Raw genomic sequence first — 25,191 nt, 5'->3', positions numbered from 1 at the left:
GGGCGGAAGGGGCGAGCGGACCCGGCCGCTCCCGTCGATAGGTCGGCGGGTCGATAGGTCGGCGGGTCGGCGGGTCGGCGGGTCGGCGGGTCGGCAGGGGAGGGAGGTTGCGCCTATGCAGTTCCGGCAGCTGGAGTACTTCGTGGCGGTCGCCCGTGAGCGGCACTTCGCGCGGGCCGCCGAGGCGTGTTACGTGTCGCAGCCCGCGCTGTCGGCGGCCATCGCCAAGCTGGAACGGGAACTGGACGTCACCCTGATCCACCGCGACCACACCTATCAGGGCCTGACCCCGGAGGGTGAGCGCCTGGTCGTCTGGGCCCAGCGGATCCTCGCCGAGCACGACGCGTTCAAGGCGGAGGTGGCCGCCGTCCAGTCGGGGGTCGCCGGGACACTGCGGCTGGGCACCGTACCGAGCGCGTCGACGACGGTGGCACTGCCGGTGGCCGCGTTCTGTGCGGCCCACCCGCTGGCCAGGGTGCGGATCCGCTCCCGGTTGCCGACGGCGGAGCTGGCCCGGCAGTTGCGCGAGTTCGAGCTGGACGCCGCGATCGGGCACTTCCCGCCCGAGGACCGGGAGGAACTGCACACCGTGCCGCTGTACGAGGAGCGGTATGTGCTGCTGGCCCCCGAGGACCAGCTGGAGCCCGGGGTCGAGAGCATCACCTGGGCGCAGGCGGCCCGGCTGCCGCTCGCGCTGCTGACGGCGGACCTGAAGATCGGGCACGTACTCGATGCGGCGCTGGCCGGGACCGGGATCACGGTGGCCCCGCAGGTCGAGACGGACTCGGTGGCCTCGCTGTACGCGCATGTGGGCAGCGGCGACTGGGCGAGCATCGTGCCGCACACCTGGCTGCGCGCGATGCCGGTGACCGGCCGGACCCGGGCCGTACCGCTGGTCGGGCCGGAGGCGACGGCCCAGGTGCTGCTGGCGATCCATCCCGGGGAGCCCGGGGCGCCGATCGCGCGGGCGTTCCTGGAGGTGGCGACGGGGCTGTCGCTGGACGCGTTCTTCGGTTCGCCGGGGGGCGGGGACTGACGGTTGGGCGGGGGCGGTGGGATTGAGGGCTTTCCGGGTGCGGTGGGAGTGGCTGCTCCCGGGTGCCGTGGGAGTGACGGCTTCCCGGGTGCCGTGGGAGTGGCTGCTCCCGGGTGCCGTGGGAATGACGGCTTCCGGGTGCCGTGGCAATGACGGCTTCCCGGGTGCCGTGGGAGTGGCTGCTCCCAGGTGCCGTGGCAATGACGGCTTCCCGGGTGCCGTGGGATGCGGGGGCAGCGAGGCCGGGGGTCAGCTCGCGTACCGGGCCCGTAGCGCGCGGCGGTCCAGGCCGCCCTTGGCAGTGTGCGGCAGGGCCGCGACGACGCGGATGCGTTCCGGTACCTCGAAGGGGGCCAGGCGGGTGCGGCAGTAGCGGAGGATGCGGACGGAGGGGTCGGGTTCTTGTCGGTCGCGTTCTTGCTGGTCGGCTTCTCGCCGGTCGAATTCTTGCCGGTCGGGTTCTCTCCCGTCCGTCGCTCGCCCGGCGGCTTCTGCCTCGCCGGTTGCGGGGCCGCCGGCCTCCCCCTCGCCCGCGTCCATCGCCGCGTCCGGCCCGAGTATCACCACCGCCGCGGCCACCAGTTCCCCGTACGTCGGGTCCGGTACGGGGAACACGGCCGCCTCGGCGACGCCGGGGCAGCCGGTGAGGATGTCCTCGACATGCTCGGGGGAGATCTTCTCGCCGCCTCGGTTGATGAGGTCCTTGATCCGCCCGGTGAGGAACAGCCGTCCGTCCGGGTCGAGCCGCCCCAGGTCGCCGGTGCGGAACCAGCCACCGGCGAAGCTGTCGGCGGTCGCCTTCCGGTCACCGAGATATCCCCGGGCGACGGACGGGCCCCGCACCCACACCTCCCCCTCGGTGCCCGGCGCCGACGCCTGTCCGTCCGGGCCGGTGATACGGAGGTCCACTCCCGTCGGCGGCCCGACCGAGCCGCGCGGGCGGGACGGGTCGGCCGGGCGGGGCGGTTCGCCGGTGGCCTGGTGGGCCGACTCGGTCATGCCGTAGGCGCTCAGTACCGGGGCGCCGAGCAGCTCCTCCAGGGCCCGGCCGGTGGTGTCGGGGAGCGGGGCGCTGCAACTGCGGACGAATCGCAGGGGCCGCACCCGCTGTCCCGGGTACTCGGTCGCGGAGCGGGCCAGCAGGATCTGGTGGATGGTCGGGACCGCCGTGAACCAGGTGCCGTCGGCGGCGGCGAGGTCGTCCCAGAAGGTGTGCGCCGAGAACTTGCCGCGTGCGGGCAGGACGACCCGGCCGCCGGTGGCCAGGGAGGCGAGCAGGGTCGCGAACAGGCCGTGGCCGTGGAAGAAGGGCATCGCGGCCACCGTCCCGTCGGCCGGGCCCAGCCCGTACGTGCCGGTCACGGCGCTCACCCCGGCGGCCACATTCGCGTGGGTGAGGGGCACCAGCTTGGCCTGGCCGGTGGTTCCGGCGGTGCTCAGGACCAGGGCGTCGGCGGGGGTCAGCTCCCCGGCGGCTCCCCCGCCGCCCGGCGCGGCCCGCTTCCCGGCGTCCAGGGCGACCGTTCCGGACCCGGCGCCCGGGAGCACCTCCACGGTCACGGGCCAGAGCGGGACCCCCACGTCGGGCGGCCCGGTCCCGGGCACGTCGGGCGCCCCGGTCCCCGGCGTCACGGCCGTCGTGCCGGGCCCGGCGAGGAGCGCCCGCGCGCCCAGGGCGGACAGCCGGGCCGCCAGCTGCGGCACGGGCAGCGCGGGGTCCAGCGGGGCGGCGACCAGCCCGGCCCGCGCCGCGCCCAGCAGGGCGACCGGGAACTCGGCGGTCCCGGCGCAGACCAGCCCCACCGGGTCCCCGGGGCGCAGCCCGGTGGAGGCGAGCTGTGCGGCCATGTCGTCCGCAAGCCGGTCGAGACCGCCGTAGGACAGCGGGAGGCGGTCCGGGCCGACGATCAGCGCGGGCGATCCGGGCCGGTCCCTGACGGCTCCGTCGAGCAGGTCGACCAGTCCGGTGAGCCCGGGGAGACCGGGGAGCCCGGGGGGCGTGGTGGATCCGGTGGGCCCGTCGAGCCGGCCGGTCCGGGGCGGGGTCATGGCGGAGGGGGCCATGTCATCACCTCCTCTAGGAGCGTGCGCCCGGCGCGGACGGGGGTCAAATACGCGGGTACGAACGCTTGAGAGGCAACGGTTATCGAGCCGGTGCGAGCGAGCCGCGCGGGCGCCTGGACCTCGCTCGACAACCGTCGCCTATCAACCGGTCAGCGACAGGACTTGGACGCGGGGGCGGGGGCTGCCGAACAGTGGCAGGTGAACCGGAATAAAACAGACCAAGTTGCCATATAAGCCCCACATAACGGCCTGTACACCTCCACCTGAGGAGTCCGTGATGACCGCTGTACCCACAGCCCCCGCAACGCCGACGGCCGGGCAGGCGGCGGCCCGGTCCGCCTCCGCGCGGCAGACCGACGGCGCGCATCTCGTCGTGGAGGCGCTGCGACGCCATGGTGTCCGCAGTGTGTACGGCGTGGTCGGTATCCCGGTCACCGATCTGGCGCGGCTCGCGCAGGCGTCGGGCATCCGGTTCATCGGCTTCCGGCACGAGAGCGACGCCGGGCACGCGGCGGCGGCGGCCGGGTTCCTGACCGGGCGGCCGGGGGTGTGTCTGACCGTGTCGGGTCCGGGGTTCCTCAACGGGCTCGTCGCGCTCGCGAACGCCACCACGAACTGCTTCCCGGTGGTGCAGATCTCCGGGTCCAGCGAGCGGGACGTCATCGATCTGCGGCGCGGCGACTACGAGGAGCTGGACCAGCTGGCGACGGCCCGGCCGCTGGTGAAGGCGGCGTTCCGGGTGGACCGGGCGGAGGATGTCGGGCGGGGCCTGGCGCGGGCGATCCGGACGGCCGTGTCCGGGCGGCCGGGCGGGGTGTATCTGGACCTCCCGGCGGCGGTGCTCGGGGAGGTCGTCGCCGGGGCGACGGCCGCCACATCGCTGCCGGGAGTCGTCGATCCGGCGCCGCGCCAGTTGCCGCCGCCGGAGGCCGTGGACCGGGCGGTCGAGCTGCTGGCGGCTGCGCGGCGGCCGTTGATGGTGGTGGGCAAGGGTGCCGCGTACGCGCGGGCGGAGGACAGCGTCCGGGAGTTCGTGGAGCGGACCGGGCTGCCGTTCCTGCCGATGTCGATGGCCAAGGGCCTGCTGCCCGACGACCATCCGCAGTCGGTGGCCACCGCGCGGTCGCTGGCGCTGCGGGAGGCGGATGTGGTGCTGCTGGTCGGGGCGCGGCTGAACTGGCTGCTGGGGCATGGTGAGCCGCCGCAGTGGAACCCGGACGCGCGGTTCGCGCAGATCGACATCGACCCGGCCGAGCTGGACGGCAACCGGCCCATCGAGGCTCCGCTGGTCGGGGACGCGGTGTCGGTGATGGAGGCCCTGCTCGACCGGGCGGTGCCGGGCCGGATCAGGGCTCCCGAGGAGTGGCGGGAGCGGCTGGCGGCCCGTTCGGCGCAGAACGTGACGAAGATGGCCGGGCGGCTGGAGGCGGCCCGGACCGCCAGGCCCATGACGTTCCTGGGCGCGCTCCAGGCGATCCGCGAGGTGCTGCGCGACCACCCGCGTACGTATGTCGTCAACGAGGGCGCCAACGCGCTGGACTTCGCGCGCAATGTGCTCGACATGCGGCTGCCGCGCCACCGGCTGGACAGCGGGACCTGGGGAATCATGGGCATCGGCATGGGGTACGCCATCGCCGCCACCGTCGAGACGGGCGATCCGGTCGTGGCCGTCGAGGGGGACAGCGCCCTCGGGTTCAGCGGCATGGAACTGGAGACCATCTGCCGCTACGACCTGCCCGTCATCACGGTCGTCCTCAACAACGGCGGCGTGTACCGGGGTGACGACGTCTCCCCCACCACCGCCCCCGCCCCGACCGCCCTGCGGGCCCGCTACGACCTGATGATCAACGCGTTCGGCGGTATGGGCCTGCGGGCGACCACACCCGACGATGTCGCCGCCGCGCTCCGCGAGGCCCTCGCCTCGGGCGGGCCCGCACTCATCGACTGTGTGATCGACCCCTCGGACGGCACCGAGAGCGGCCACCTGACCAGCCTCAACCCCAAGGGAGTCGGGGACCTGACCCACCCGGCGGCCTGACCGATCCACACTCACCGGCTTCACCCACCCACCCCCACCCCCACACCCACATCACACCTCACGGCACCTCGTGGAAAAGGAACCGTCATGACCGACCTGCCCCTGACCGGAATCAAGGTGATCGACTTCACCGGTGTGCAAGCCGGCCCGGCGTGCACACAGATGCTCGCCTGGTTCGGCGCCGACGTACTGAAGGTGGAGCGCGTGGACGGCGGCGATGTGACCCGCCATCAGCTGCGGGACATCCCCGACACGGACGCCCTGTACTTCACCATGCTGAACGGCAACAAGCGCTCCCTGGCCATCAACACCCGTACGCCGGAGGGGTTGGAGGTCATGGAGAAGCTGATCCGTGAGGCGGATGTGCTGGTGGAGAACTTCGCGCCGGGCGCGATGGACCGGATGGGCCTGTCCTGGGAGCACATCCACGAACTCAACCCGCGGCTGGTCTTCGGCTCGGTCAAGGGCTTCGACGAGGAGTCGCCGTGGAACGACCTGAAGGTCTACGACAACGTGGCCCAGTGCGCGGGCGGCGCCGCGTCGACCACGGGCTTCTGGGACGGCCCGCCCACCGTCAGCGGGGCGGCCCTGGGGGACAGCAACACGGGGATGCACCTGCTGATCGGCGTGCTGACGGCGCTGCTCGCCCGTGAGCGGACGGGGCGCGGGCAGAAGGTGTCCGTGTCGATGCAGGACGCCGTCCTCAACCTGTGCCGGGTCAAGCTCCGTGACCAGCAGCGCCTGGACCGGCTCGGCTACCTGGAGGAGTACCCGCAGTACCCCGACGGCGAGTTCGGCGAGGCCGTGCCGCGCGGCGGGAACGCGGGCGGCGGCGGACAGCCGGGCTGGGTCCTCAAGTGCAAGGGCTGGCAGACCGACCCCAACGCCTACATCTACTTCACCATCCAGGAGCAGAACTGGGCCCGCACCGCCGAGGCCATCGGCCACCCCGAGTGGGCCGACGACCCCGCCTACCACACCGCCCGGGCCCGGCAGCCGCACCTCTTCGGCATCTTCGACGAGATCGAGAAATGGCTGGCCGACAAGGACAAGTACGAGGCGGTCGACGTCCTGCGCAAGGCGGAGATACCGTGCGCGCCGGTCCTGAGCATGAAGGAGATCGCCGAGGACCCGTCCCTGCGCCGCAGCGGCTCGGTGGTCGAGGTGGACCAGAAGGGCCGCGGCCCGTTCCTGACCATCGGCAACCCGGTCAAGTTCTCCGACTTCACCCCCGACATCCAGGGCGCCCCCCTGCTCGGCCAGCACACCGACGAGGTCCTCACCGACCTCGGCTACACCCCCGAGGCCATCGAGTCCCTGCACCGGGCCCACATCGTCGCCTGACCCGTCCGACCCGGATGCCGTGCCGCGACGAAAGCGATCGGTCGCGGGGGCGAGGGGCGAAGGGGGCGAGAAAAGCCATCGCTCCCGCGCCGACGCTCCCGTAAGGTGCGCGGGTTGTCCGGGCGGAAGGGTGGGGCAGGACGTGGGTGCGAGGGCGAGGGCGAGGGCGAGGACGGGGACGCGGGAGCGGCTGGCGGGTGCGGCGCGGGCCGCGCTCGGTGGCGGGCGGCGGCTGGCGGGAGCCGAGCGGCTGGCGGGCGGCAGCAAGAAGGGGGTGTACCGCCTGACGATGGACGACGCGACGACCGCGATCGGCTATCTGTGGGACGCCGCCGAGAACTACTGGCCCGCCGCCGAGGGCGACGACGATCTCACCGACCCGCTCTCGCCCGGCCTCGGCCTCGACCTGTTCGAGGCGGCGCACGCCCGGCTGGACGGGCTCGGCGTCCGGGTCCCGGCGATCCGTCTCGTCGACCGCGCCGGTACGCACGGCCCGGCCGGCCTGGTGATCGTCGAGGATCTGCGGGGCGAGACCCTGGAAGGGCTGCTCGCCCGGGATCCGCGCGCCGCCGCGCCCGTCATGGCCCGGCTCGCGGCGGCGCTGGAGGCGATGGCACAGCACCGGGCGGCCGGGTACGGCAAGGTGGCCGTGGTCGACCGGGGAGACACCTCGCGCGGATCGTCGTGCGAGGACGTCGTCCTGCGCCGGGCACTGCGGGACCTCACCGAGGCGGCGTCACGTGACCCCCGGATCGCAACGGCCCACGCCCGGCTGGAGGAACGCCTGCTGGAACTGGCGGCGGCCGTACAGCCCCGTACGGACTACGCGGTGGTGCACGGCGAACTGGGGCCCGACCATGTGCTGGTGGACACGGCCGGGAACCCCGTGCTGATCGACATCGAGGGCTTGATGTACTTCGACGTCGAGTGGGAGCACGTCTTCCTGCGGATCCGGCTGCACGACGCCTACCGGCCGCTGGAGACGGACGCGCTGGACGGCGACCGGCTCGCCCTGTACCTGCTGGCACAGCGGCTCTCGCTCACGGCGGGGCCCCTGCGGCTGCTGGACGGGGACTTCCCCGACCGCGCGTTCATGGCGGACATCGCCGAGCACAACCTCAGGCAGGCACTGGAACTGGTCCGGGGCTGAGTGCCGTACCCGGAGGACCACGCGAGGCGGCAGGGCCAGATACCTGCTGGTGACTTGTCTGTCGCCCACGCGTCCGCCGGAAGGGCTACTTCTTCCCCCCGATGTCCGCCGCCCACGGATAGGTCAGCTGTACCGAGTTGAGCGGGGCGCCGGTGAGGTCCGGGTTCAGGTAGAGCGGGTTGAAGGGGGTGTAGAGCGGGATCCAGATGGACTGGTCGACGGCGATCTGCTGGGCCTCGTCGATGAGCTGGGCGCGCTGATCGGTGTCGGCGGTCGCCTTGGCCTCGTTGATCAGCCGGTCGAACTCCGGGTCGGACCACTGGGCGAAGTTGAAGGTGTCGCCGGTCTGGAGGTACTGGTAGATCGCGGTCGGGTCCGGATAGTCCGCCTGCCACAGGGAGAACAGCATGTCGATGCCCTCACGCGCCTTGGCGTCGCTGTACAGGGCGTTGTAGTTGTCGGCCGGGAGGGTCTTGATGTCCACCTTGAGCCCGATCGATTCCCCGGCGCGCTTGATCTCCGTACCGATGATCGGCATCTCCGACTGTGAGCCGGTGACCGCGATGGTGATCGGCTCGGTGGGCGCCCCCGCCTGTGTCACCAGCTTCTTCGCCTCGTCGGCCGGACCGCTCGGGTCGGGCAGCGCCTCGTACGCCGCCTTCAGCTCGGGCTGCGCGTAGCCCCAGGTGCCCGGCGCGGCGGGGGCCTTGAGGGGTTCGGCGGCACCGGAGACCGCCGCCGAGATGACGCCCTCGCGGTCGATCGCCAGCGACAGCGCCTTGCGGATCCGGACATCGGCGAGCGGACCCTTGAGGTCGGTCACCATGCCGACATAGCTTCCGGTGGTCCGGCCGAAGTGGAGGGACGTGTCCCCGGTGTCCCCGGCCTGACCCCCGTCGCCGGTCGCGCCGCCGCCCTGGGCCAGCAGCTTCCCGTACCCCGATGCCGGGACGAACCACGATCCGTCCAGCTCCCCCGCCAGCATCGCCGTCGTCCGGGCGGCCGGGTCGCGGATGAACTCGAACTCCACCCCGGCGGCCTTGGCCACCCGCGCGCGGTCCCAGTAGCCGTCGTTGCGTTCGAGGGTGATGGACTTGCCCGCCGACCAGTCCGCCAGCGCGAACGGGCCGGTGCAGTCGACCCCGCCGTCCGGACGGCCCAGCTTCTTGCCCGCCTTCTGGGCCGCCGCCTTGCCGATGACCCGCCCGGCCGGTGTCGCCATCGCCTGGTTGAACTGCGCGTCGGGCTTCTTCAGCCTGACGGTGATCTCCCGGTTGCCGCTCGCCTCGATCGACGCCACGTTCTTGTAGACCGCGTCGTGGTAGGAGCCGAGTGACTTGTCGAGGTTGCGGCCCAGGCTGTAGGCGACGTCCTCGGCGGTCATCGCGGCGCCACTGTGGAAGGTGACTCCGTCCCGCAGCTCGTACACCCAGGTCAGCGGGTCGGGGTTGGTCCAGGAGGCGGCGAGGGAGGGCTGGACGCTCAGGTCGGGGTCGATCCTCAGCAGGCTCTCGCAGACGTTCGCCAGCACCTCCATCGGCGGGAAGTCATTGCTGTAGATGGGGTCCAGGGACGACGGCTCGGCGTACAGCGCCCATCTCAGGGCGGCCACCTCGGATTTCGCCGGGGGCATGGACTCGGTCAGCTCCGGGGTGCCGGTACTGCTCCCGGCCCCCTTCTCCACCCCGGCACAGGCGGACAGGGCGAGGGCCGTACACGCGGTGAGCGCCGTGAGGACCGTGGCGGTGCCCCGACGACGGCGTGGGCGGCCGGGGCGCGCAAGGGGGTGGGACATGGTGGGTTCCTCCAGCGGGGCGCCGCATACGGACGCGGGACGGGACGAGGACAAGGAAGAGGGCGGCGCGATGGGGTCACCCGGCGGCGAGGAAGTCCCGCCGGGCGCGGGACACCTCCGCCGGGTCCCAGCCCAGCCGGGGCACACTGGACAACAGCAGCCGGGTGTACGGGTGTTCGGGGCGTTTCAGTACGTCGGCGGTGGTGCCGCTCTCGATCACCGCGCCCCGGAACATCACCACCACGTCGTCCGCCACCCAGCGCACGACCTCCAGGTCATGGCTGACGAAGATCAGGGCGACGCCGGTGTCCCGGCGGATCTCGGAGAGCAGATTGAGGATCTGGGCCTGAATGGACACATCCAGCGCCGCGACCGCCTCGTCCAGGACCAGCACCCTCGGATCGGCGGCCAGCGCACGGGCGATGGCGACGCGCTGCCGCTGCCCGCCGGAGAGTTCCCTCGGCAGCGCCGCCGCCTCCCGGACCCCTAGGCCGACCTGACCGAGCAGTTCGCCGCGCCGCCGGTCGCGCCCGGCGGGATCCAGATCCCGGTGCAGCCGCAGCACCTCGTCGATGGCATCACCCACGGTCTGCCGGGGGTCCAGACTCTGGTACGGGTCCTGGAAGACGAGCTGGACCGTACGGGCCCGCTCCCTGCGCGCCGCCCGGCCGCCGCCCGAGCCGACCTCCCGGCCGTCGAACAGCACCCGCCCCGCGTCGGCTTCCTCCAGCCCGACGATCAGCCGGGCCGTCGTCGTCTTGCCCGATCCGGACTCCCCCACGATGCCGAGCGAACCGCCGGCCGGCACGTCGAAGGACACGTCGTCCACGGCCACGACCCGGCCCCGGTCGTACGTCTTGCGCAGGGACTCGACCCGGATGACCGAGGGGACGGGAGGTACGGAAGGTGCGGGAAGTACGGGAGGTGCGGGACGGTCGGCGGTCATGACCGCTCTCCCTTCGTGAGCGGGGTGAGGGGGCGGGTCGGGGTGCCGGACGCCTCCGCCGCCACTCCCTGCCCTGCCTCGGCGGACTCCCCCAGATGGCAGGTCACCCGGTGCCCGTCGCTCTCCCGCGTCCTGGGCGCCACGTCATGGCAGACGTCGACGGCCCGGGGGCAGCGGGGGGCGAAGGCGCAGCCGCGGTCGACCTCGTACAGGCCCAGCGGGCGGCCCGACACCGCGCGGAGTTCGGCACGGTCGGGCGCGGGCCGGGCGGCGAACAGGGCTGCGGTGTACGGGTGTTGGGGAGCGCGGGCGAGTTCGGTGGCGGAGGCGGCCTCCACGATGGAGCCCGCGTACATCACATGGATACGGTCACAGCAGGCCACGGCGAGATCGAGGTCATGGGTGACCAGGACGATGGACAGTCCCCGCTCCCGGCGCAGCCGCAGCAGGATCGACATGATCTCGGCCTGGGTGGTCACATCGAGCGCGGTCGTCGGCTCGTCGGCGAGCAGCAGTTCGGGCTCGCTGGCCAGCGCGGCGGCGATCATGACGCGCTGGAGCATCCCGCCGGACAGTTCGTGCGGGTACTGGCGCAGATGACGGTCCGGGGCGGGCAGTCCGACCTCCGCGAGCAGGTCGGCGGCCGTGCGGGCGGCCTCCGCCTTGGACCGGCCCTGATGCAGACGCAGCCCCTCGGTGAGGAAGGTGCCGATGCGCTGGAAGGGGTTGATGTGGGCCCGGGGGTCCTGGAAGATCATCGACGCGGTACGGGACCGTACCTCCGCCAGTTCCTTCGGCGAGGCGCCGAGCACATCCCGGCCGGACACCTGGACCTGCCCGCTGACGTCGGCCTTCTCCGGGGTCAGCCCGACGGCCGTGCGCAGGGTCATGGACTTGCCCGACCCCGACTCGCCGACCAGTCCGACGATCTCGCCCTTGGCACAGGTCAGGGACACCGAGGCGAGGATCGGCTTACGGTCCTCGCCGCGCCGGACGGTGATCGACAGGTCGGCCACCTCCAGCATCGCGGTGCGCGGCGGGGCGGCGGGGGCCGCTGCGGCGGCGGTCATGGGAGGAACCTTTCTGCCGAAGGCGATGCCGGTGCGGGTGCCGGTGCCCGTGCTGAAACGGGATCCGGCGCCTGAGCCTGCGCGGAGGCCAGAGCCGGCGCCGGACCGGGGGCCGGAACCAGAACCACGGCCGGACCAGGAGCCAAGGCCCGACCAGGAGCCGGAACCAGCGCCACGGCCGGACCAGGAGCCAAGGCCGGAACCAGAGCCAAGGCCGGAACCGGAGCTGGAGCGGAAGCCGGAGCCCACGCCGGGCCAAGAGCCAGAGCGGAAGCCGGACCAGGAGCCGGAGCGGAAGCCGGAGCGGAAGCCGCAGCCCACGCGGAAGCCGAAGTCCGAGCCAGAGGGGAAGCCGCGCGGGAAGCCGGAGCCCAAGCCCGACCCGGACGCGAAGCCCGAGCCCAAACCCAAGCCGGACGGGAAGCCCGACCAGGATCCCGAGCCGGACGCGAAGCCCGAGCCCAAACCCAAGCCGGACGGGAAGCCCGACCAGGATCCCGAGCCGGACAGGAAGCCCGACCAGGCGCCGGAGCCGGACGGGAAGCACGACCCGGCGCCGGAGCCGACACCCCCGCCGACCGGAGGGAACCCGTCATCGGTCCGCCCTCCTGATCCGGTCCGCCACGCCCTCGCCGATCAGGCTGAACCCGACGACGGCGACGACGATCAGCACTCCCGGCGCGAGCGCCGACAGGGGCGCGCCCTGGAGGAGGGCGACCTGGCCCTCGGAGATCATGGCGCCCCAGTCCGCCTGGGGCGGCTGGACGCCGAAGCCGAGGAAGGAGAGTCCGGCGAGGTCGATCATGGCGTAGCCGAAGCACAGGGACGCCTGGGCCAGCACCATCGGCGCGATGTTGGGCAGCAGATGCCGGGCGATGATGCTGACGGCGGAGAACCCCTGGATCTCCAGGGCTCGGATGTAGGGGCGATGGCGTTCGCCGAGGGCGGCGCTGCGGGTCATCCGGGCCATGTACGGGGTGTAGGCGATGGCGAGGGCGAGGACGGTCGCCTTGAGTCCGGCGCTGAGGACGGCCACCAGCAGGATCGCCAGCAGCACTCCGGGGAAGGCGAAGATCAGCTCGACGGTCCGGGACAGCACGGTGTCGACCCAGCCGCCGCGCCAGGCGGCGACGACGCCGATGGTGACGCCGAGCAGCGTGGCGCCGACGACGACCCCGAGCGGGCCAAGGAGCGAGGTGCGGGCGCCGTGGATCAGCCGGGACAGGACGTCACGGCCGGACTGGTCGGTGCCCAGCAGATGTTCGCCGGAGGTGCCCTGGAGGCTGTCGGCGAGGGACACCGCGTTGGGGTCGTGCGGGGCGAGCCAGGGGGCGAGAAGGGCGACGAGGACGAAGAGGGTGAGCACCCCGACGGACAGCGTCACCGAGGTGCTCCCGCCGAAGCGGCGCGGCCACAGCCGGCGTCGTACGAGCGCGGTGGTCTTCTCGGGAGTGTCGGGGGAGGTGTCCGTGGTGGGGGTGTCGGTCATGGCCGGCATCAGGCGCCCACCTTTCCTCGGACCCGCGGATCGACCAGCGGGTGCAGCAGATCGACCAGGAGATTGCAGAGCGCGAAGACGCCGACGATGATCAGCACGATCGCCTGGGTCACCGGGAAGTCCTTCGCGTTGACGGACTGGACCAGCAGCGAGCCCATGCCGTTGAGGCCGAAGGCGGTCTCCACCAGGGTGGTGGTGACCAGCAGCCCGGAGACGACGAGCCCGGCGAGGGTGACGACGGGCACCAGGGCGTTGCGGAAGGCGTGGCGCCAGATGACCCGGCGCTGCGGGATGCCCCGGACCCGGGCGGTCTCGACGTACTCCTTGCGCAGTTCGGCGAGCATCGAGGAGCGGGTGGCGCGGGCCACCAGGGCGGCCGACGACAGGGCGAGCGCCACGGCCGGCAGGGTGAGATGCCAGATCCGGTCGAGGAAGCCCTCGCCCGCGCCGAAGGCCGGGAACCAGCCGAGGGTGACGGCGAAGAGCGAGGTCAGTCCGATCGCCATCACGAAGGAGGGGGTGCCCATGGCGATCGTGGTGCCGATGATGGCGGCCTGGTCGGTGCGGCCCCGCTTCACGGCGGCGATCACACCGATGAGGACACCGGAGACCAGGATGAGGACGAAGGCGTAGCCGACGAGGGTCACGGTGGTGGTGATCCGGGAGCCGATCAGATCGCCCACGGGCTGGCGGAACTGGAGCGACTGCCCGAAGTCACCGGTGAAGATCCCGCCGAGCCAGGACAGGTACCGCTCGAAGAACGGGTCGTCGAGGCGGTACTGGTCGCGGATGGCCTGGAGGGTGTCGGCGGTGACGGAGTTGCCCCGGGCGAGGAACGACTCGGGCGAGCCGGGGGCCAGATACATCGCCGAGAAGACGATGAACGAGGTCGCCAGCATCAGCAGGGCCAGCGCGGAGAGCCGTTTGGCGAGCATCACGAGGACTCCGGTCAGCGCACCGGTCAGCACCCCGCCCCCGGCGGCCGGGGCCTTCGGGCCGCCGCCCGCTTTCCCGCGTTCCTTGACGAGGCCGCTCACGACGACGCTCCCAGGTCGGCCGCCCACGGGTAGTGCAGCTGCATGTACGAGGCCGGGGAACCGGTCAGCCGCTTGTTGAGGAAGAGCGTGTTGTAGGGGGCGTAGAGCGGGATCCAGGCCAGTTCGTCCACGACGATCCGCTGCGCGGCGGTGACCAGTTCGGCGCGGCGGTCCGGGTCCTGGGTGCGGCCGGCCTCGGCGATGAGGTCGTCGTACTTCGGGTCGGAGAAGCCGGAGAAGTTGTAGAAGTGATCGGTGGTGAAGTACTGGTACATCTGGAGCGGGTCGGGGAAGTCGGTGCCCCACCCGGTCAGATAGAGGTCGATGCCCTTGCGGGCCTCGGCGTCGGTGTAGACGCCGTTGTACTGGTCGGCGGGGATCGACTTGACCTCGACGTCGAGGCCGATCTTCTTTGCGGCGGACTGGATCTCCGCGCCGATCACCGGGACCTCGGCCTCGGCGCTGGTCGTGGCGACGACGATCGGGCGGTCCGGTGCCCCGGCCTCCTCCACCAGCTTCTTCGCGGCGTCGAGGTCGCGTTCGGTGGCGGTGAGGCCGTCCCAGGCGGTGCGGTAGGTCTTCTCGGCGTAGCCCCACGAGCCGGGGACGGCGGGCGCCTTCTGGGGCTCGCCCGCGCCGCTGATGACGGAGTCGATGATGCCCTCGCGGTCGATCGCCATGGACAGCGCCCGGCGGATCCGGAGGTCCTTCAGCGGGCCCTCGGCGTCCATGACGATGGCGTTGAAGCCCTGGGTGGACTCGCCGTAGTAGACGGTCCCCTTGCCGCTGTCCGTCAGCCGTCCGAGGGCGGCGGGCGGCAGGAACCAGCTGCCGTCGAGGGAATCGGACAGCAGTCCGCTCACCAGGGCTGCGGGGTCACGGACGAACTGGAACTCGACCTCCTTGGCCTTGGCCCGGTGCTCGGCGTCGAAGTAGTTGTCGTCGCGGGTCAGGGTCATCGACTGGCCCTTGTCCCAGTCGGTCAGGGAGAAGGGGCCGACGCAGTTCACGCCACCGTCGGGGGTGCCGTACGCCTTGCCCTTGGAGGTGACCGTCGCCTTGCTGTCGACGATGCCGGCGGGGCTGCTCAGATAGGAGGTGAACAGCGCGTCGGGCTGCTTGAGGGTGACGGTGACCTCCAGCGGGCCGGTGGCCTCGACGGAGGAGACGTTCTCGTAGGCGCCGGACCAGAAGGAACCCGCCTCGGTGTCGAGGTTGCGGCCCAGGCTGAAGGCCACGTCGTCGGCGGTGAGGGTGGTGCCGTCGTGGAAGGTGACACCTGAGCGAAGCTCGAAGACCCAGGTCTTGGGGTCCGGGTTGGTGAACGTCTCGGTGAGCGCGGGCTGTACCGACATGTCCGCGTCGAGGCGGAAGAGCCCCTCACAGACGTTGGCCATGATCTGCCCGGTCTCGAAGCTGGCGTTGTAGATCCAGTCGAAGGACGCGGGTTCCGCCGACACGGCCCAGGTGATCCGGTCCAGGTCACCGGCGGGCTCGGGGGTCAGTCCGGTGACGGTGACCCTGTTCTTCCGGCCCGGGTCGCCGGCGTCCGTGGTGGCGCCGGAACAGGCGGTGAGCAGCAGCGCCCCGGCGACCAGGGACACGGCGAGCCGTCTGGGGCGCGGCGGGACGGGGAGGGCGTTCAAGGGAGGTACCTCCGCGAGGGATTCGGGGTCACGCAGGGCGCAATTCAGCCAGATTCAGTGGGAAGTCATGAGCAGCGGAGGAACCGTCCCGGCGGGGTGCCGCCTATGTCTCGGCTGCGCTGCGGAGCCTGGGGGCTCGGGCTCGATGGCCGCAGTCAACACCGAGGGGCAACTTGGGTCAACCCTTTGAAAGAAACGTTTCTTCGAGAAAAAGAAACGTTTCTTTTCTCCGCAGTTTCCGTCATGATGCTGAACCAGGGCGTGGCGGGGCACAGCCGTCCACCACCCCGGAGCTTCCAGCCGCCGGTCTGACGCACTTCCGCCCACCGGCCTACGCATTCCACCCACCGGAAGATGAGCGATGACCCAACCCTGGATTCTGGTGACCGGAAACGGCGCCTTCGGCACCCAGGCGTCCCGGACCGAGCTGCACTACGCCGCCAACCCCAGCTCCGCCGTGGCACTCGCCCTGGACGGCGAGGAGATCGGCGGCCATCGCGTGGTCGGGCGGGCCCTTCTGTGGAACGAGCGCCCCGAAGAGGCCCTGCTCCCGCTGCTCGCGCCGGACGGCGGGAGCGGCCCGCCCCCGGCGGCCGTGGTGTCCTGCGGAGTGTTCTCGGGCCGCACCACGGTCACCGTCGAACGCACGGCGGTCAATGTGGAGGACTTCCAGTTCGCCGAGGACGGACGCCGCCCGGCGGGCGAGCCCCTCTACCCCGACGGACCGGCCGCCTATCTCGCCACCCTGCCGATCAAGGCGATGAGCCAGGCGATGCGCGCGGCCGGGGTCCCCGCCCTCATCTCCAACTCCGCCTCCACCCACGGCTGCAACGCCGTCATGTACACCGCCCTGCACCTCGCCGCCCGCTTCGGGCTGCCCACCCGGTGCGGGTTCGTGCATCTGCCCGACACCCCGGAGCATGTCGCCCGGATCGGCCACAACGGTCCGAGCATGGACCTCGCCCTCCAGACCGCCGCCCTGCGGGCCGGACTGGCGGCGGTGGCCGCGCACCCGGCGGACATCCGGGTCCCCGCCAACGAATGGGAGTGGTGACTCAGCCATGCCGTCCGAACGTGATCTCTCCGCGTCCCCGCCGCCGCCCGGCTCCGTCCCGCTGATCCGGGGGGCGCGCGTCCATGGCCGCAGCGGGCTGGTGGATGTGTATGTGCGGGACGGGAAGGTGAGCGCGCTGGTGCCCGCCGGAGCCGGGGGGTCTGCGGACTCCGGAGCCGGGGGGGCCATGGACCCGGCGGCCGGGGGATCCATCGGCTCCACAGCCGGTGGGTCCATCGGCTCCACAACCGGTGAGGCCATCGGCTCCGCCGCCGGTGGGGCCGTCGACTCCGCAGCCGGTGAGGCCATCGACTCCACAACCGGTGGGGCCGTCGACTCGCTGGACGCGCGCGGGGGCCTCGTCTCCCGGGCCTTCACCGAGCCCCACTACCACCCCGACAAGGCGTACAGCAGAAGCCTCGCACCCGCCGGGGCCCGGGACGGGTTCGAGCGGGCGCGGCTCATCAAGGCCGGTTTCACCGTCGAGGACGTGACCGAGCGGGCGACGCGCGCGCTGCGCCTCGCCGCCTCGGGCGGGGTCACCCGGCTGCGCGCCAATGTCGACGTCGACTCGGTGTCGGGGCTGCGCGGGCTGTACGGGGTGCTGGCCGCCCGGGAGCGGGTGGCGCATCTGATGGACGTGGAGATCGTGGCGTTCCCGCAGGAGGGGCTGGCCCGGGATCCGGGGACCCGGGACCTGCTGGCGGAGGCGCTGCGGTCGGGGGCCTCGCTTATCGGCGGCTGGCCCAATGTGGAGGACGGTGCCGAGGCCCAGCGGGCGAGCGTCCGCGAGACCTTCGACCTGGCGGAACGCTTCGGCGTCGGCGTGGACATCCACGCGGACTGCGCGATCGACCCGGCCGAGACCATGCTGGAGTACATCGCCGAGGAGACGGTCCGGCGCGGCTACCAGGGCCGGGTGGTGGCCAGCCACTGCTGCGGCCTTGAGGTGTACGACGACACCGACGCGGCCCGCGTGGTCGCGGCGGTCGCCGAGGCGGACGTCCGGGTCGTGGTCGTCCCGCTGAACCTGGTGGACGGCGGTCCCCGGGGGCTGTCCCGCCCGCTGGAGCTGACCGCCGCCGGGGCGATGGTCGCGGCCGGCAGCGACAACATGAACGACGGCTGGTACGCGCTCGGCACCCTGGACCCGCTGGACCGCGCCCGGATGACGTTCCTGGGCGCCGGATTCGAGGACGAGGGCGCCGTCGATCTCGCCTGGGAGATGGTGTCCGGGCGGGCGGCGGCCGTCCTGGGCGGACGTGACGGGGACATCGAGGTCGGTACGGACGCCGATCTGGTGCTGTTCGACGCCCCCGACCGGGGGACCGTGCTCGCCGGGCTGCCCGGCACCCGTACGACGTTCCGGCGCGGGCGCCTGGTGGGCCGCCGGGTCACGGACGCCCGCCTCGGCGACCGTACGGCACACCCCGCCACCCCCGCCGCGCAGGGAGCCGCCGGATGAGCGGCGAGTACCCCGACCTCGCCGTCACCGGCGCGACCGTGCTCGCTCCCGAGGGCGCGCGGCCCGGGACGCTGCTGGTGGACGGCGGGAAGGTGGCGGCGATCGTGCCGCCCGGCGCACCCTTCCACGCCCGGGAGACTCTCGACGCGCGCGGGCTGTACCTGATCCCCGGGGTGGTCGACCCGCATGTGCACTTCGACGTCCCCGGGATCTCCCTCGAAACCGACTTCCACACGGGGACCCGGTCCGCCGCCGCCGGAGGGGTCACCTTCGTCGTGGAGCACCCGTTCTCCGATCCGCCGACCACCACCGCCGACCGGTACGCCGACAAGATCCGGCGGGCCGGGGCGGGCGCGGTGGTCGACTTCGGGCTGTGGGGCGCGCTGACCGAACCGTCGCTGGCCGAGATGGCGGGCCAGCACGCGCTCGGCGCCCCCGGCTTCAAGGCGTTCCTGCCCGACAACGACATGGACTTCCCGCCCGCCACCGAGGCCGATCTCCTGACCGGGATGGCGACGGCGGCGCGGCTGGGCGCCCGGGTGCTGGTGCACGCCGAGGACCGCGACGCGCTCGCCCGGGGCGAGGCCCTCCAGCGGGCCCGGGGCCGCACGGACGTCGGCGCCCTGCTGGCGGCCCGCCCCCCGTCGTCGGAGATCGAGGCCGTACGCGAGGTACTGCGGCTGGCCCGGCACACCGGCTGTTCCGTCCACCTGGTCCACCTCTCCACCCCGGAGGCCATCGACCTGGTCACCGGGGCGCGGGCCGCCGGGCTCGACGCGACCTGCGAGGTCACCGCCCACCATCTGCTGCTGACCGCCGCCGAACTGCCTGGCCTTGGCGCCTTCGGGGTGTGCGCCCCACCGCTGCGGGACCCGGCGCGGGTGGAACAGCTGTGGGAGCGGGTGGCGGCCGGGGCGGTCCAGGCGATCGTCTCCGACCACTGTCCCTACGGCCGGGCCGACAAACTCGGCGCGTCGGACGATGTGTTCGGCTGCCCGTTCGGCATCCAGAGCGTCCAGGAGTACGTACCGCTGGTGATCACCGAGGCGCTGCGGCGCGGTGTCGGCTGGGACCGGATCGTGCCGCTGCTGACCAGCGGGCCCGCGCGGCTGTGCGGTGCGGCGGGCGTGAAGGGAGAGCTGCGGCCGGGCCATGACGCCGATTTCGTCCTGCTCGACCCGGCCGACCCATGGGTGGTCAGCGCCGAGCGGCAGCAGCTCGCCGAGGAACGCTGGTCGCCGTACGACGGCCGGGTCAGCTCGGTGCGGGTGGTACGGACGGTGGTACGGGGCCGGACGGTGGCGGTCGGCGGACAGATCGTCGTACCGAAGGGCACGGGACGTTTCCTGGCCCTTCCGGCGGATCCGGCCGGCGTGCCTGCCCTTGGCAATGGCTCGGCGGACCCGACCGGCGTGCCTGGCCCCGGCGGCGGCGAGGAAGCACCAGTGACGGACCCGGCAAGCGCGCCCGCCGGGGGCGGCGGCGAGGCGGCCCCGTTGACGGACCCGGCCGGTACCCCCGCCCCCGGCAGCGGCGAGGAGGCCCCCTTGGCCGACCCGGTCGCCGCGCTTGCCACCGACAGCGGCGAGAAGACCCCATCGACGAACCCGGCCGACACCCCCGCCCCCGGCAGCGGCGAGGAGGCCCCATGTCCGGTCTGAGCAGGCCCGATGTCGTGCGCGGGGCGCGTGAGCTGGTGCGTACGTGTCTGGCGGTCACCGGGGGCGACCGGGTGCTGGTCCTCACCGACCGGCGCACTCAGCGGCTGGCCCGGATCATCCTGGCCGAGGCGCGGGCCGTGACCGGCGCCGAGCTGGCCGTCGTCCCCGAGGTCGCCGACGGCTACCCACGGGCGCGCGAGGAGATCGGGCGGGCCCTGGACACGTACGAGCCGACCGTGACGGTGTTCGCGGCGGCCGATCCCGGTGATCTGCTCGCCTGGGACGCCACCTTCTGGGACCACCTGGACCGGCTCGGCGCCCGGCACGCCCACATGCCCGCGCTGGACGACATCGCTCTGGGCATCGGGATGGCCGTCGACTACACCGAGGTCGCCCGCTTCACCCTGGCGGTACGGGAGCGGCTGACCGGCTGCCGGTCGGTGCGCGTCACCAGCGCCACCGGTACCGAACTGACCCTGACCTGCGGCCCGGACCGGCCCTGGACGCCCTTCACGGGCCTGTACCAGTGTGCGGGGCAGGGCGGGCGGCTGCCGCAGGGCGAGGTGTTCTGCACCCCGCTGACCGCCGAGGGCGTCCTCGCGGTCTCGGTGGTCGGCTACCCCTTCAACAGTGAGTGCGGGCTGCTCGCCGAGCCGCTGCTGATCGAGGTCGCGAACGGCCGGGCGGTGTCCCTGCGCCACCCCGACCGGGCCCTGGAAACCCGGCTCCGCGACTGGCTCACCGAGGCCCCGGAAGGACTCCGGCTGGGCGAACTCGCCCTGGGCACCAACCGGGCGCTGACCACCCTCACCGGAAACCTGCTCTTCGACGAGAACGTCCCCGGCACCCACATCGCCTTCGGGCACCCCTTCCCCGAATTCACCGGCGCCGACTGGGAGTCCCCGGTCCATGTCGACATGGTCGTCGAGCGCCCCACGGTCCGGGCCGACGGACTGACCGTACTGACCGAGGGCGCCTACACCGGGCCCTTCCCCGGCCTCGCGGCCTCCCCCGACCTGAGGAGTTGACCATGAACAGTCCCGTCGTCCACCAGGTGAGCGCCAGCCGGGGGCGGCTGCGCGCCGCGTACACGCTGATGTGCCCGGAGAACCTGGTCGAGAACGCGCTGCCGCATCTGACCGGCGTGATCGCCAAGCCGCTGGCGACCCCGCGCTCACTGCCCGCCCGCTTCGGCGAGTATCTGCTGGAGTTCGAGGCGGGCGGCCACAGCACCCGGCCGCTGGGCGCGGGCTTCGAGAACTTCCTCTACGTCCTCGACGGCGCGGCGTCGGTGACGGCGGCCACGGGCTCGTACGCGCTGGTGCCGGGCGGCTACCTCTTCCTGCCGGAGGGCGTCGAGTTCGAGGTCGAGGCGCCGGGGGCGACCCGCGTGCTGTGGGTGAAGCGCCGCTACGACCGGGTGGACGGGGTCGCGCCGCCGGAGCCGGTGGCCGGGCATGTCGACGAGGTCACCCATCACCCCGACGACACCATCGGCGGCACCTACGCCCCGCTGCTGCCCGACGACGAGCGCTACGACATGGCGATGAACTTCATGCGGTTCGACGTCGGTTCGCGGTTCCGGATGGTGGAGGTGCACCACCAGGAGCACGGCCTGTACATGCTCGAAGGCGAAGGCGTCTATTACCTGGGCGACGACCATCTGGAGGTCTCCGCCGGTGACTTCATCTACATGGCCCCCTACTGCCCCCAGTCCTTCTACGCGACCGGCTCGACCCGACCCTCGTACCTTCTCTACAAGGACATCAACCGTGACGGCTTCTGAGCACCAGGCCAGCGTGGCACCCTTCGACGGGGCCGTGCCGGCCGATCTGATCGTGGAAGGGGCGCGGGTCGCGTCCGCCGCCGGTGCCGTGGCCGCCGAGCTGGTGGATGTCGTCGTACGCGGCGGGCGCATCGCCGCGCTGGGGCCGGGGGCCGGTGCGGGGGTGGCCGCCCGGGAGCGGATCGCGGCGGACGGCGGGCTGGTCACCGCCCCGTTCACCGAGCCGCACAGTCACCCGGACAAGGCGCTCAGCCGGCGTTCGATCGGGCCGCTGGGGCTGCCCGCCCCGCTGACCCACCGCCCGGCGCTGATGCAGCGGCAGCGTGATCTGAAGGCCACCTTCACCCGGGAGGAGGTGGCGGACCGCGCCGGGGCGTTCCTGCGGCTGGCCGCCGCGCAGGGCGTGGGGACGGTCGCCGGTCAGGCGGACATCGACACGGTGACCGGACTGACCTCCTTCGAGGGTGTGATGGACGCCCGCGAGGCCCACACGGACCTGCTGGAGCTGCGGGTGACCGCCTTCCCCCAGGAGGGCCTGGTGCAGGACCCGGGCGCCTACGAGCTGGTGGCGGCGGCGCTGGCGGCGGGCGCCCACCGGGTCGGCGGCTGGCCCAACAACGAGCGCTCACCGGAGGACCAGCTCACCCATCTCGACCAGGTGTTCGAGCTGGCGGAGCGGTTCGGGGTCGGCATCGACATCAACGTCGACTACTTCACCGACCCCACGGAACGGCTGCTGCTGCCGCTCGCGGAGCGCACCCTCGCACACGGCATGCAGGGGCTGGTCAACGCCAACCATGTCGGGGCCCTGGAGACCTACTCGGAGGGCGACGCCCGGCAGGCGATCGAGAAGGTCGCCGAGGCGGGCATCACGGTCACCGTCTGCCCGACCAACCTGAGCGGCTCCCGGCCCTACCGGGGTGTCTCGCGCGCCGCCGAACTGCTCGCCGCCGGGGTCACCCTCGCGGCCGGGACCGGCAACCTCCAGGACAACTGGGAGCCGTTCGGGAATCTCGACCCGCTGGACACCGCCCGGCTGGCCTGGCACGCGGTCCCGCTCGCCGACGAGGACGACCGGGGCGTCGAGACGGCCTGGCGGCTGGTGACGGACCACGCGGCACGGGCCGCCGGGGTGCCCTTCAACGCCCTGCGGGCGGGCGAACCCGCCGACTTCGTGGTCCTCGCCGCGACCTCGCTCACCGACGCGCTGCGCAATGAGCCGGGCCCGCGCTGGACCGTACGGGGCGGCCGGATCGCGGCGCGCCGGCTGGGCGAGATCTGGACGGCTCCGGTGCCGGCGGGGGTGGCCTGATCGATCGTGCCGTGCGGTTGTCGGGGCCGGGCCGGAGCCCGTCGTACTGTATGCGTACGCGCGTCGGACCGGCCGTGGCCCCGGTGCGGGTGCGGGTGCGTGATCCCGGCGCTGTGGTGGGTGTGCGGTGTCGCGTGGACCGGTTCCGTGGATCGTGTTCCGTGGATCGTGTTCCGTGATTTCGTTCCGTGGATTGTGCTTCATGTCGTGTTTCTTTTCCGAGTTCCGTGTCGACGTCGGGCAGGGCTTCGAGTGAATCTGGTGATGCCGTGGTGAAGGCGACCAAAGCCGCAGGCGGCCGGGTGACGATCCGTGATGTCGCCGCCGCCGCCGGGGTATCGGTGACCACGGTCTCCGACGCCCTGAACGGCAAGGGCAAACTCCGCCAGGAGACCCGCGACCGCATCCGGCGGACGGCGGCCTCCCTCGGCTACCGGCCCAGCCGGGTCGCCCAGGCGTTCCGGCGGGGCCGCACCGGCACCATCGCCCTGGTCCTGCCGCACCGGGACGTCAGCGGCAACGAGTACGACATGATCGGCCTCGACTACTACATGACCATCGCGTCCGGTTCGGCGCGCGCCGCGTTCAGCGAGGGCTACGCGGTGATGCTGACCCCGAGGATCAGCACGGAGGACGAGTGGCGGCTGATCGGCCCGGACGGGGTGGTGCTGTGCGACCCCGCCGCCGGTGATCCCCGTATCGACCTGCTGGAGGGCATGGGCATCCCGGTGGTCTCCATCGAGCGCGACCCGGACCGCCCCGAGCGGCCCTTCTACGTCTCCGGCGACAACGAGCAGAACATGCGGGACCTGCTCGACCATCTCCACGCCCAGGGGGCCCGCCGGATCGCCCTGCTGTCGGCCCGCTCCACCTGGGCCTGGACACTGGAGGGGAGCGAGGCGTACGAGTCCTGGTGCGCGGCGCACGGCATGCGGCCCTTCGTCGCCCATGTGTCGGTGGACCGGCTGGAGGCCGACTCCTATCGCGCCGCCTGCGCGCTCCTGGACGCCGACGAGCCACCGGACGCGCTGATCGCCTCCGCCGAGCAGTACAGCGAGGGCGCGACCCGGGCCTGCCGGGAGCGGGGCATCCGGGTGCCGGAGGATCTGCTGCTCGCCATCGGTATCGACAACCGCTTCGCCCAGCAGTCCGATCCGCCGATCACCGCGATCGATCTGCGCCCCGCCGACCAGGCCGGAGCGGCGGTCGAAATGCTCCTGAAACGCCTCAACGGCGAGACGGTGACCGCCCCGACCCTGGTCCCCAGCCGGCTACGCGTCCGCGCGAGCACGGTACGGGTGGGGTGAGGGGGCGGGAGTGACCCGGCGTTGGGGGGCCGGGTCCGGGAGGCCGGGTCCGGGAGGGCCGGGCCTTGAGGGGTTGAGTCTCGCGGTCGCGTCTTGGGGGGGCGGGCCTTGGGGAACAGGGCGTTGGGAGGCGAGGTCTGCCGGAGAACATCGCCTGGCCCAGCCTCACAGCCGGCGCCAGATCGGCGACTCCACCGCCGGCCTGGGCCCGAGTCTGCGACCCGTTGCCCTCTCGGGGGGGGCGGGGCCTTGGAAAGCCGGACCTTGGGTCCCGGGCCTAAGGGGGTCCGGTCCCGGGAGGCAGGGCCTGGGGGCAGGGCGTTCGGGGGCCGGGTCCCGGGAGGCCGGGCCATGGGAGGCAAGGTCTCGGGGGGATCGGGGCCTTGGGGAGCCAGACCCTGGGGGGCGGGCCGCAGGGGGTCAGGTCCCGGGGGCCGGGCCTCGGGAGGTGAGGTCCCGGGAGGCCGGGCCTCCGGAAGTCGAGTCCCGGAAGACCGGGCCTCGGGAGGCCGAGTCCTGGAAGGCCGAGACCCGGGAGGCCGAGACCTCGGGGTCGACATCCGGTGCGGCCAGGCCCGACGCCAGTGTCTCCCTTACCCGGCTGAGGCGTTCGATCTCGGCGTCGATCGCCGCGATGCGCCGCCGGACCACGGCCGTGCCGACGACCCCCGTCTCCGCCGCCTCCTCGCCGCCCGCCGCCAGGGAGGCGCGGCAGGGCGGCGGGTGCTCGGCGAGCAGGGGGAGGCGGTCGGCGATGCCGCGCAGGTCCTCGACGGTGAGCCCGAGGCCCAGGAGCCGCCGGATGACGCGCAGTACGGCGAGTTCGCCCGAGCCGTAGTCGCGCTGGCCGGACGGGGTGCGGCGCGGCGGGGGCAGGAGCCCGCGCTGCTCGTAGAAGCGCAACGCCCTGGGTGTGGTGCCGGCGGCGGCTGCCGCGTCGCCGATCCGCATCTGGGTACCTCCCGGCGGTCGTGGAACTTCG

The 25,191-nt window shown here is 72.7% G+C and carries 18 protein-coding genes and 1 pseudogene; 11 read left to right on the top strand and 8 right to left on the bottom strand.

Going from position 1 to position 25,191, the window contains the following annotated elements:
• Positions 1-115 precede the first annotated feature (115 nt).
• Complete coding sequence (locus tag ACFRFC_RS05400) at positions 116-1,036, top strand: LysR family transcriptional regulator (protein ID WP_382683134.1); 921 nt, start codon at positions 116-118, stop codon at positions 1,034-1,036.
• A gap of 249 nt (positions 1,037-1,285) precedes the next feature.
• Here ACFRFC_RS05400 and ACFRFC_RS05395 read toward each other — a convergent pair whose 3' ends face one another.
• Entirely contained in the window at positions 1,286-3,100 is a 1,815-nt protein-coding gene (locus ACFRFC_RS05395; protein ID WP_382683137.1) for an AMP-binding protein, read from the bottom strand.
• A 277-nt stretch (positions 3,101-3,377) separates the two neighbouring features.
• Between ACFRFC_RS05395 and oxc the strand changes: the two genes are divergently transcribed.
• The 3 genes from oxc to ACFRFC_RS05380 all read left to right on the top strand — a co-directional run bounded on the left by oxc (position 3,378) and on the right by ACFRFC_RS05380 (position 7,632).
• Complete coding sequence (oxc, locus tag ACFRFC_RS05390; protein WP_382683140.1) at positions 3,378-5,138, top strand: oxalyl-CoA decarboxylase; 1,761 nt, start codon at positions 3,378-3,380, stop codon at positions 5,136-5,138.
• A gap of 87 nt (positions 5,139-5,225) precedes the next feature.
• Positions 5,226-6,482, top strand: coding sequence for a formyl-CoA transferase (gene frc / locus ACFRFC_RS05385; protein ID WP_382683143.1), 1,257 nt, complete (start codon positions 5,226-5,228; stop codon positions 6,480-6,482).
• 274 nt (positions 6,483-6,756) lie between these two features.
• Positions 6,757-7,632 carry an aminoglycoside phosphotransferase family protein gene (locus ACFRFC_RS05380; RefSeq protein ID WP_382683742.1) on the top strand — a complete coding sequence of 292 codons (876 nt, stop codon included), beginning with the start codon at positions 6,757-6,759 and terminating at the stop codon, positions 7,630-7,632.
• A gap of 85 nt (positions 7,633-7,717) precedes the next feature.
• Here ACFRFC_RS05380 and ACFRFC_RS05375 read toward each other — a convergent pair whose 3' ends face one another.
• The 6 genes from ACFRFC_RS05375 to ACFRFC_RS05350 form a co-directional block, all read right to left on the bottom strand.
• Entirely contained in the window at positions 7,718-9,427 is a 1,710-nt protein-coding gene (locus ACFRFC_RS05375) for an ABC transporter substrate-binding protein (RefSeq protein ID WP_382683145.1), read from the bottom strand.
• A gap of 76 nt (positions 9,428-9,503) precedes the next feature.
• On the bottom strand, positions 9,504-10,373 hold the full coding sequence (locus tag ACFRFC_RS05370; RefSeq protein ID WP_382683148.1) for an ATP-binding cassette domain-containing protein: 870 nt from the start codon (positions 10,371-10,373) through the stop codon (positions 9,504-9,506).
• Positions 10,370-11,443: an ABC transporter ATP-binding protein gene (locus ACFRFC_RS05365; protein WP_382683151.1), complete on the bottom strand. Its 1,074-nt coding sequence runs from the start codon at positions 11,441-11,443 to the stop codon at positions 10,370-10,372. Before ACFRFC_RS05365 ends, ACFRFC_RS05370 begins: the two co-directional genes overlap by 4 nt.
• 592 nt (positions 11,444-12,035) lie before the next feature.
• Positions 12,036-12,941 carry an ABC transporter permease gene (locus ACFRFC_RS05360; RefSeq protein ID WP_382683154.1) on the bottom strand — a complete coding sequence of 302 codons (906 nt, stop codon included), beginning with the start codon at positions 12,939-12,941 and terminating at the stop codon, positions 12,036-12,038.
• Positions 12,941-13,978 carry an ABC transporter permease gene (locus ACFRFC_RS05355; protein ID WP_382683157.1) on the bottom strand — a complete coding sequence of 346 codons (1,038 nt, stop codon included), beginning with the start codon at positions 13,976-13,978 and terminating at the stop codon, positions 12,941-12,943. The genes ACFRFC_RS05360 and ACFRFC_RS05355 overlap by 1 nt, the downstream gene beginning before the upstream one ends.
• Positions 13,975-15,624, bottom strand: coding sequence for an ABC transporter substrate-binding protein (locus ACFRFC_RS05350; protein ID WP_382683160.1), 1,650 nt, complete (start codon positions 15,622-15,624; stop codon positions 13,975-13,977). Before ACFRFC_RS05350 ends, ACFRFC_RS05355 begins: the two co-directional genes overlap by 4 nt.
• Positions 15,625-15,985: 361 nt before the next feature.
• Here ACFRFC_RS05350 and ACFRFC_RS05345 point away from each other — a divergent pair, with 361 nt between their 5' ends.
• From ACFRFC_RS05345 to ACFRFC_RS05315, 7 genes are all read left to right on the top strand, one after another.
• Positions 15,986-16,678: a pyroglutamyl-peptidase I gene (locus ACFRFC_RS05345; protein ID WP_382683163.1), complete on the top strand. Its 693-nt coding sequence runs from the start codon at positions 15,986-15,988 to the stop codon at positions 16,676-16,678.
• 7 nt (positions 16,679-16,685) lie between these two features.
• The gene (locus tag ACFRFC_RS05340) at positions 16,686-18,143 is read left to right on the top strand and encodes an amidohydrolase family protein (RefSeq protein WP_382683165.1); all 1,458 of its coding nucleotides are present in this window, start codon (positions 16,686-16,688) and stop codon (positions 18,141-18,143) included.
• Positions 18,140-19,804 carry a dihydroorotase family protein gene (locus ACFRFC_RS05335; protein WP_382683168.1) on the top strand — a complete coding sequence of 555 codons (1,665 nt, stop codon included), beginning with the start codon at positions 18,140-18,142 and terminating at the stop codon, positions 19,802-19,804. Before ACFRFC_RS05340 ends, ACFRFC_RS05335 begins: the two co-directional genes overlap by 4 nt.
• Complete coding sequence (locus tag ACFRFC_RS05330) at positions 19,792-20,832, top strand: aminopeptidase (RefSeq protein ID WP_382683171.1); 1,041 nt, start codon at positions 19,792-19,794, stop codon at positions 20,830-20,832. The genes ACFRFC_RS05335 and ACFRFC_RS05330 overlap by 13 nt, the downstream gene beginning before the upstream one ends.
• A 2-nt stretch (positions 20,833-20,834) precedes the next feature.
• The gene (allE, locus tag ACFRFC_RS05325; protein ID WP_382683174.1) at positions 20,835-21,590 is read left to right on the top strand and encodes a (S)-ureidoglycine aminohydrolase; all 756 of its coding nucleotides are present in this window, start codon (positions 20,835-20,837) and stop codon (positions 21,588-21,590) included.
• Complete coding sequence (locus tag ACFRFC_RS05320; RefSeq protein ID WP_382683176.1) at positions 21,577-22,902, top strand: amidohydrolase family protein; 1,326 nt, start codon at positions 21,577-21,579, stop codon at positions 22,900-22,902. Before allE ends, ACFRFC_RS05320 begins: the two co-directional genes overlap by 14 nt.
• Before the next feature lie 272 nt (positions 22,903-23,174).
• The gene (locus ACFRFC_RS05315; protein WP_382683178.1) at positions 23,175-24,209 is read left to right on the top strand and encodes a LacI family DNA-binding transcriptional regulator; all 1,035 of its coding nucleotides are present in this window, start codon (positions 23,175-23,177) and stop codon (positions 24,207-24,209) included.
• Between the two features lie 579 nt (positions 24,210-24,788).
• On the opposite strand, the pseudogene ACFRFC_RS05310 reads toward ACFRFC_RS05315, so the two are convergent.
• Positions 24,789-25,160 (bottom strand): annotated as a pseudogene (locus tag ACFRFC_RS05310) (MerR family transcriptional regulator); the annotation flags it as partial.
• Positions 25,161-25,191 lie beyond the last annotated feature (31 nt).

This window comes from Streptomyces sp. NPDC056734, assembly GCF_042790455.1.
GTDB lineage: Bacteria > Actinomycetota > Actinomycetes > Streptomycetales > Streptomycetaceae > Streptomyces.
This window is presented reverse-complemented; position numbering and strand designations above follow the sequence as displayed.

Coding starts and splice junctions, on each gene's coding strand:
- ACFRFC_RS05370 (WP_382683148.1), bottom strand. CDS start 10,373: ATGACCGCCGACCGTCCCGCACCTCCCGTACTTCCCGCACCTTCCGTA.
- oxc (WP_382683140.1), top strand. CDS start 3,378: ATGACCGCTGTACCCACAGCCCCCGCAACGCCGACGGCCGGGCAGGCG.
- ACFRFC_RS05375 (WP_382683145.1), bottom strand. CDS start 9,427: ATGTCCCACCCCCTTGCGCGCCCCGGCCGCCCACGCCGTCGTCGGGGC.
- ACFRFC_RS05340 (WP_382683165.1), top strand. CDS start 16,686: ATGCCGTCCGAACGTGATCTCTCCGCGTCCCCGCCGCCGCCCGGCTCC.
- ACFRFC_RS05330 (WP_382683171.1), top strand. CDS start 19,792: ATGTCCGGTCTGAGCAGGCCCGATGTCGTGCGCGGGGCGCGTGAGCTG.
- frc (WP_382683143.1), top strand. CDS start 5,226: ATGACCGACCTGCCCCTGACCGGAATCAAGGTGATCGACTTCACCGGT.
- ACFRFC_RS05365 (WP_382683151.1), bottom strand. CDS start 11,443: ATGACCGCCGCCGCAGCGGCCCCCGCCGCCCCGCCGCGCACCGCGATG.
- ACFRFC_RS05345 (WP_382683163.1), top strand. CDS start 15,986: ATGACCCAACCCTGGATTCTGGTGACCGGAAACGGCGCCTTCGGCACC.
- allE (WP_382683174.1), top strand. CDS start 20,835: ATGAACAGTCCCGTCGTCCACCAGGTGAGCGCCAGCCGGGGGCGGCTG.
- ACFRFC_RS05400 (WP_382683134.1), top strand. CDS start 116: ATGCAGTTCCGGCAGCTGGAGTACTTCGTGGCGGTCGCCCGTGAGCGG.
- ACFRFC_RS05335 (WP_382683168.1), top strand. CDS start 18,140: ATGAGCGGCGAGTACCCCGACCTCGCCGTCACCGGCGCGACCGTGCTC.
- ACFRFC_RS05395 (WP_382683137.1), bottom strand. CDS start 3,100: ATGGCCCCCTCCGCCATGACCCCGCCCCGGACCGGCCGGCTCGACGGG.
- ACFRFC_RS05360 (WP_382683154.1), bottom strand. CDS start 12,941: ATGCCGGCCATGACCGACACCCCCACCACGGACACCTCCCCCGACACT.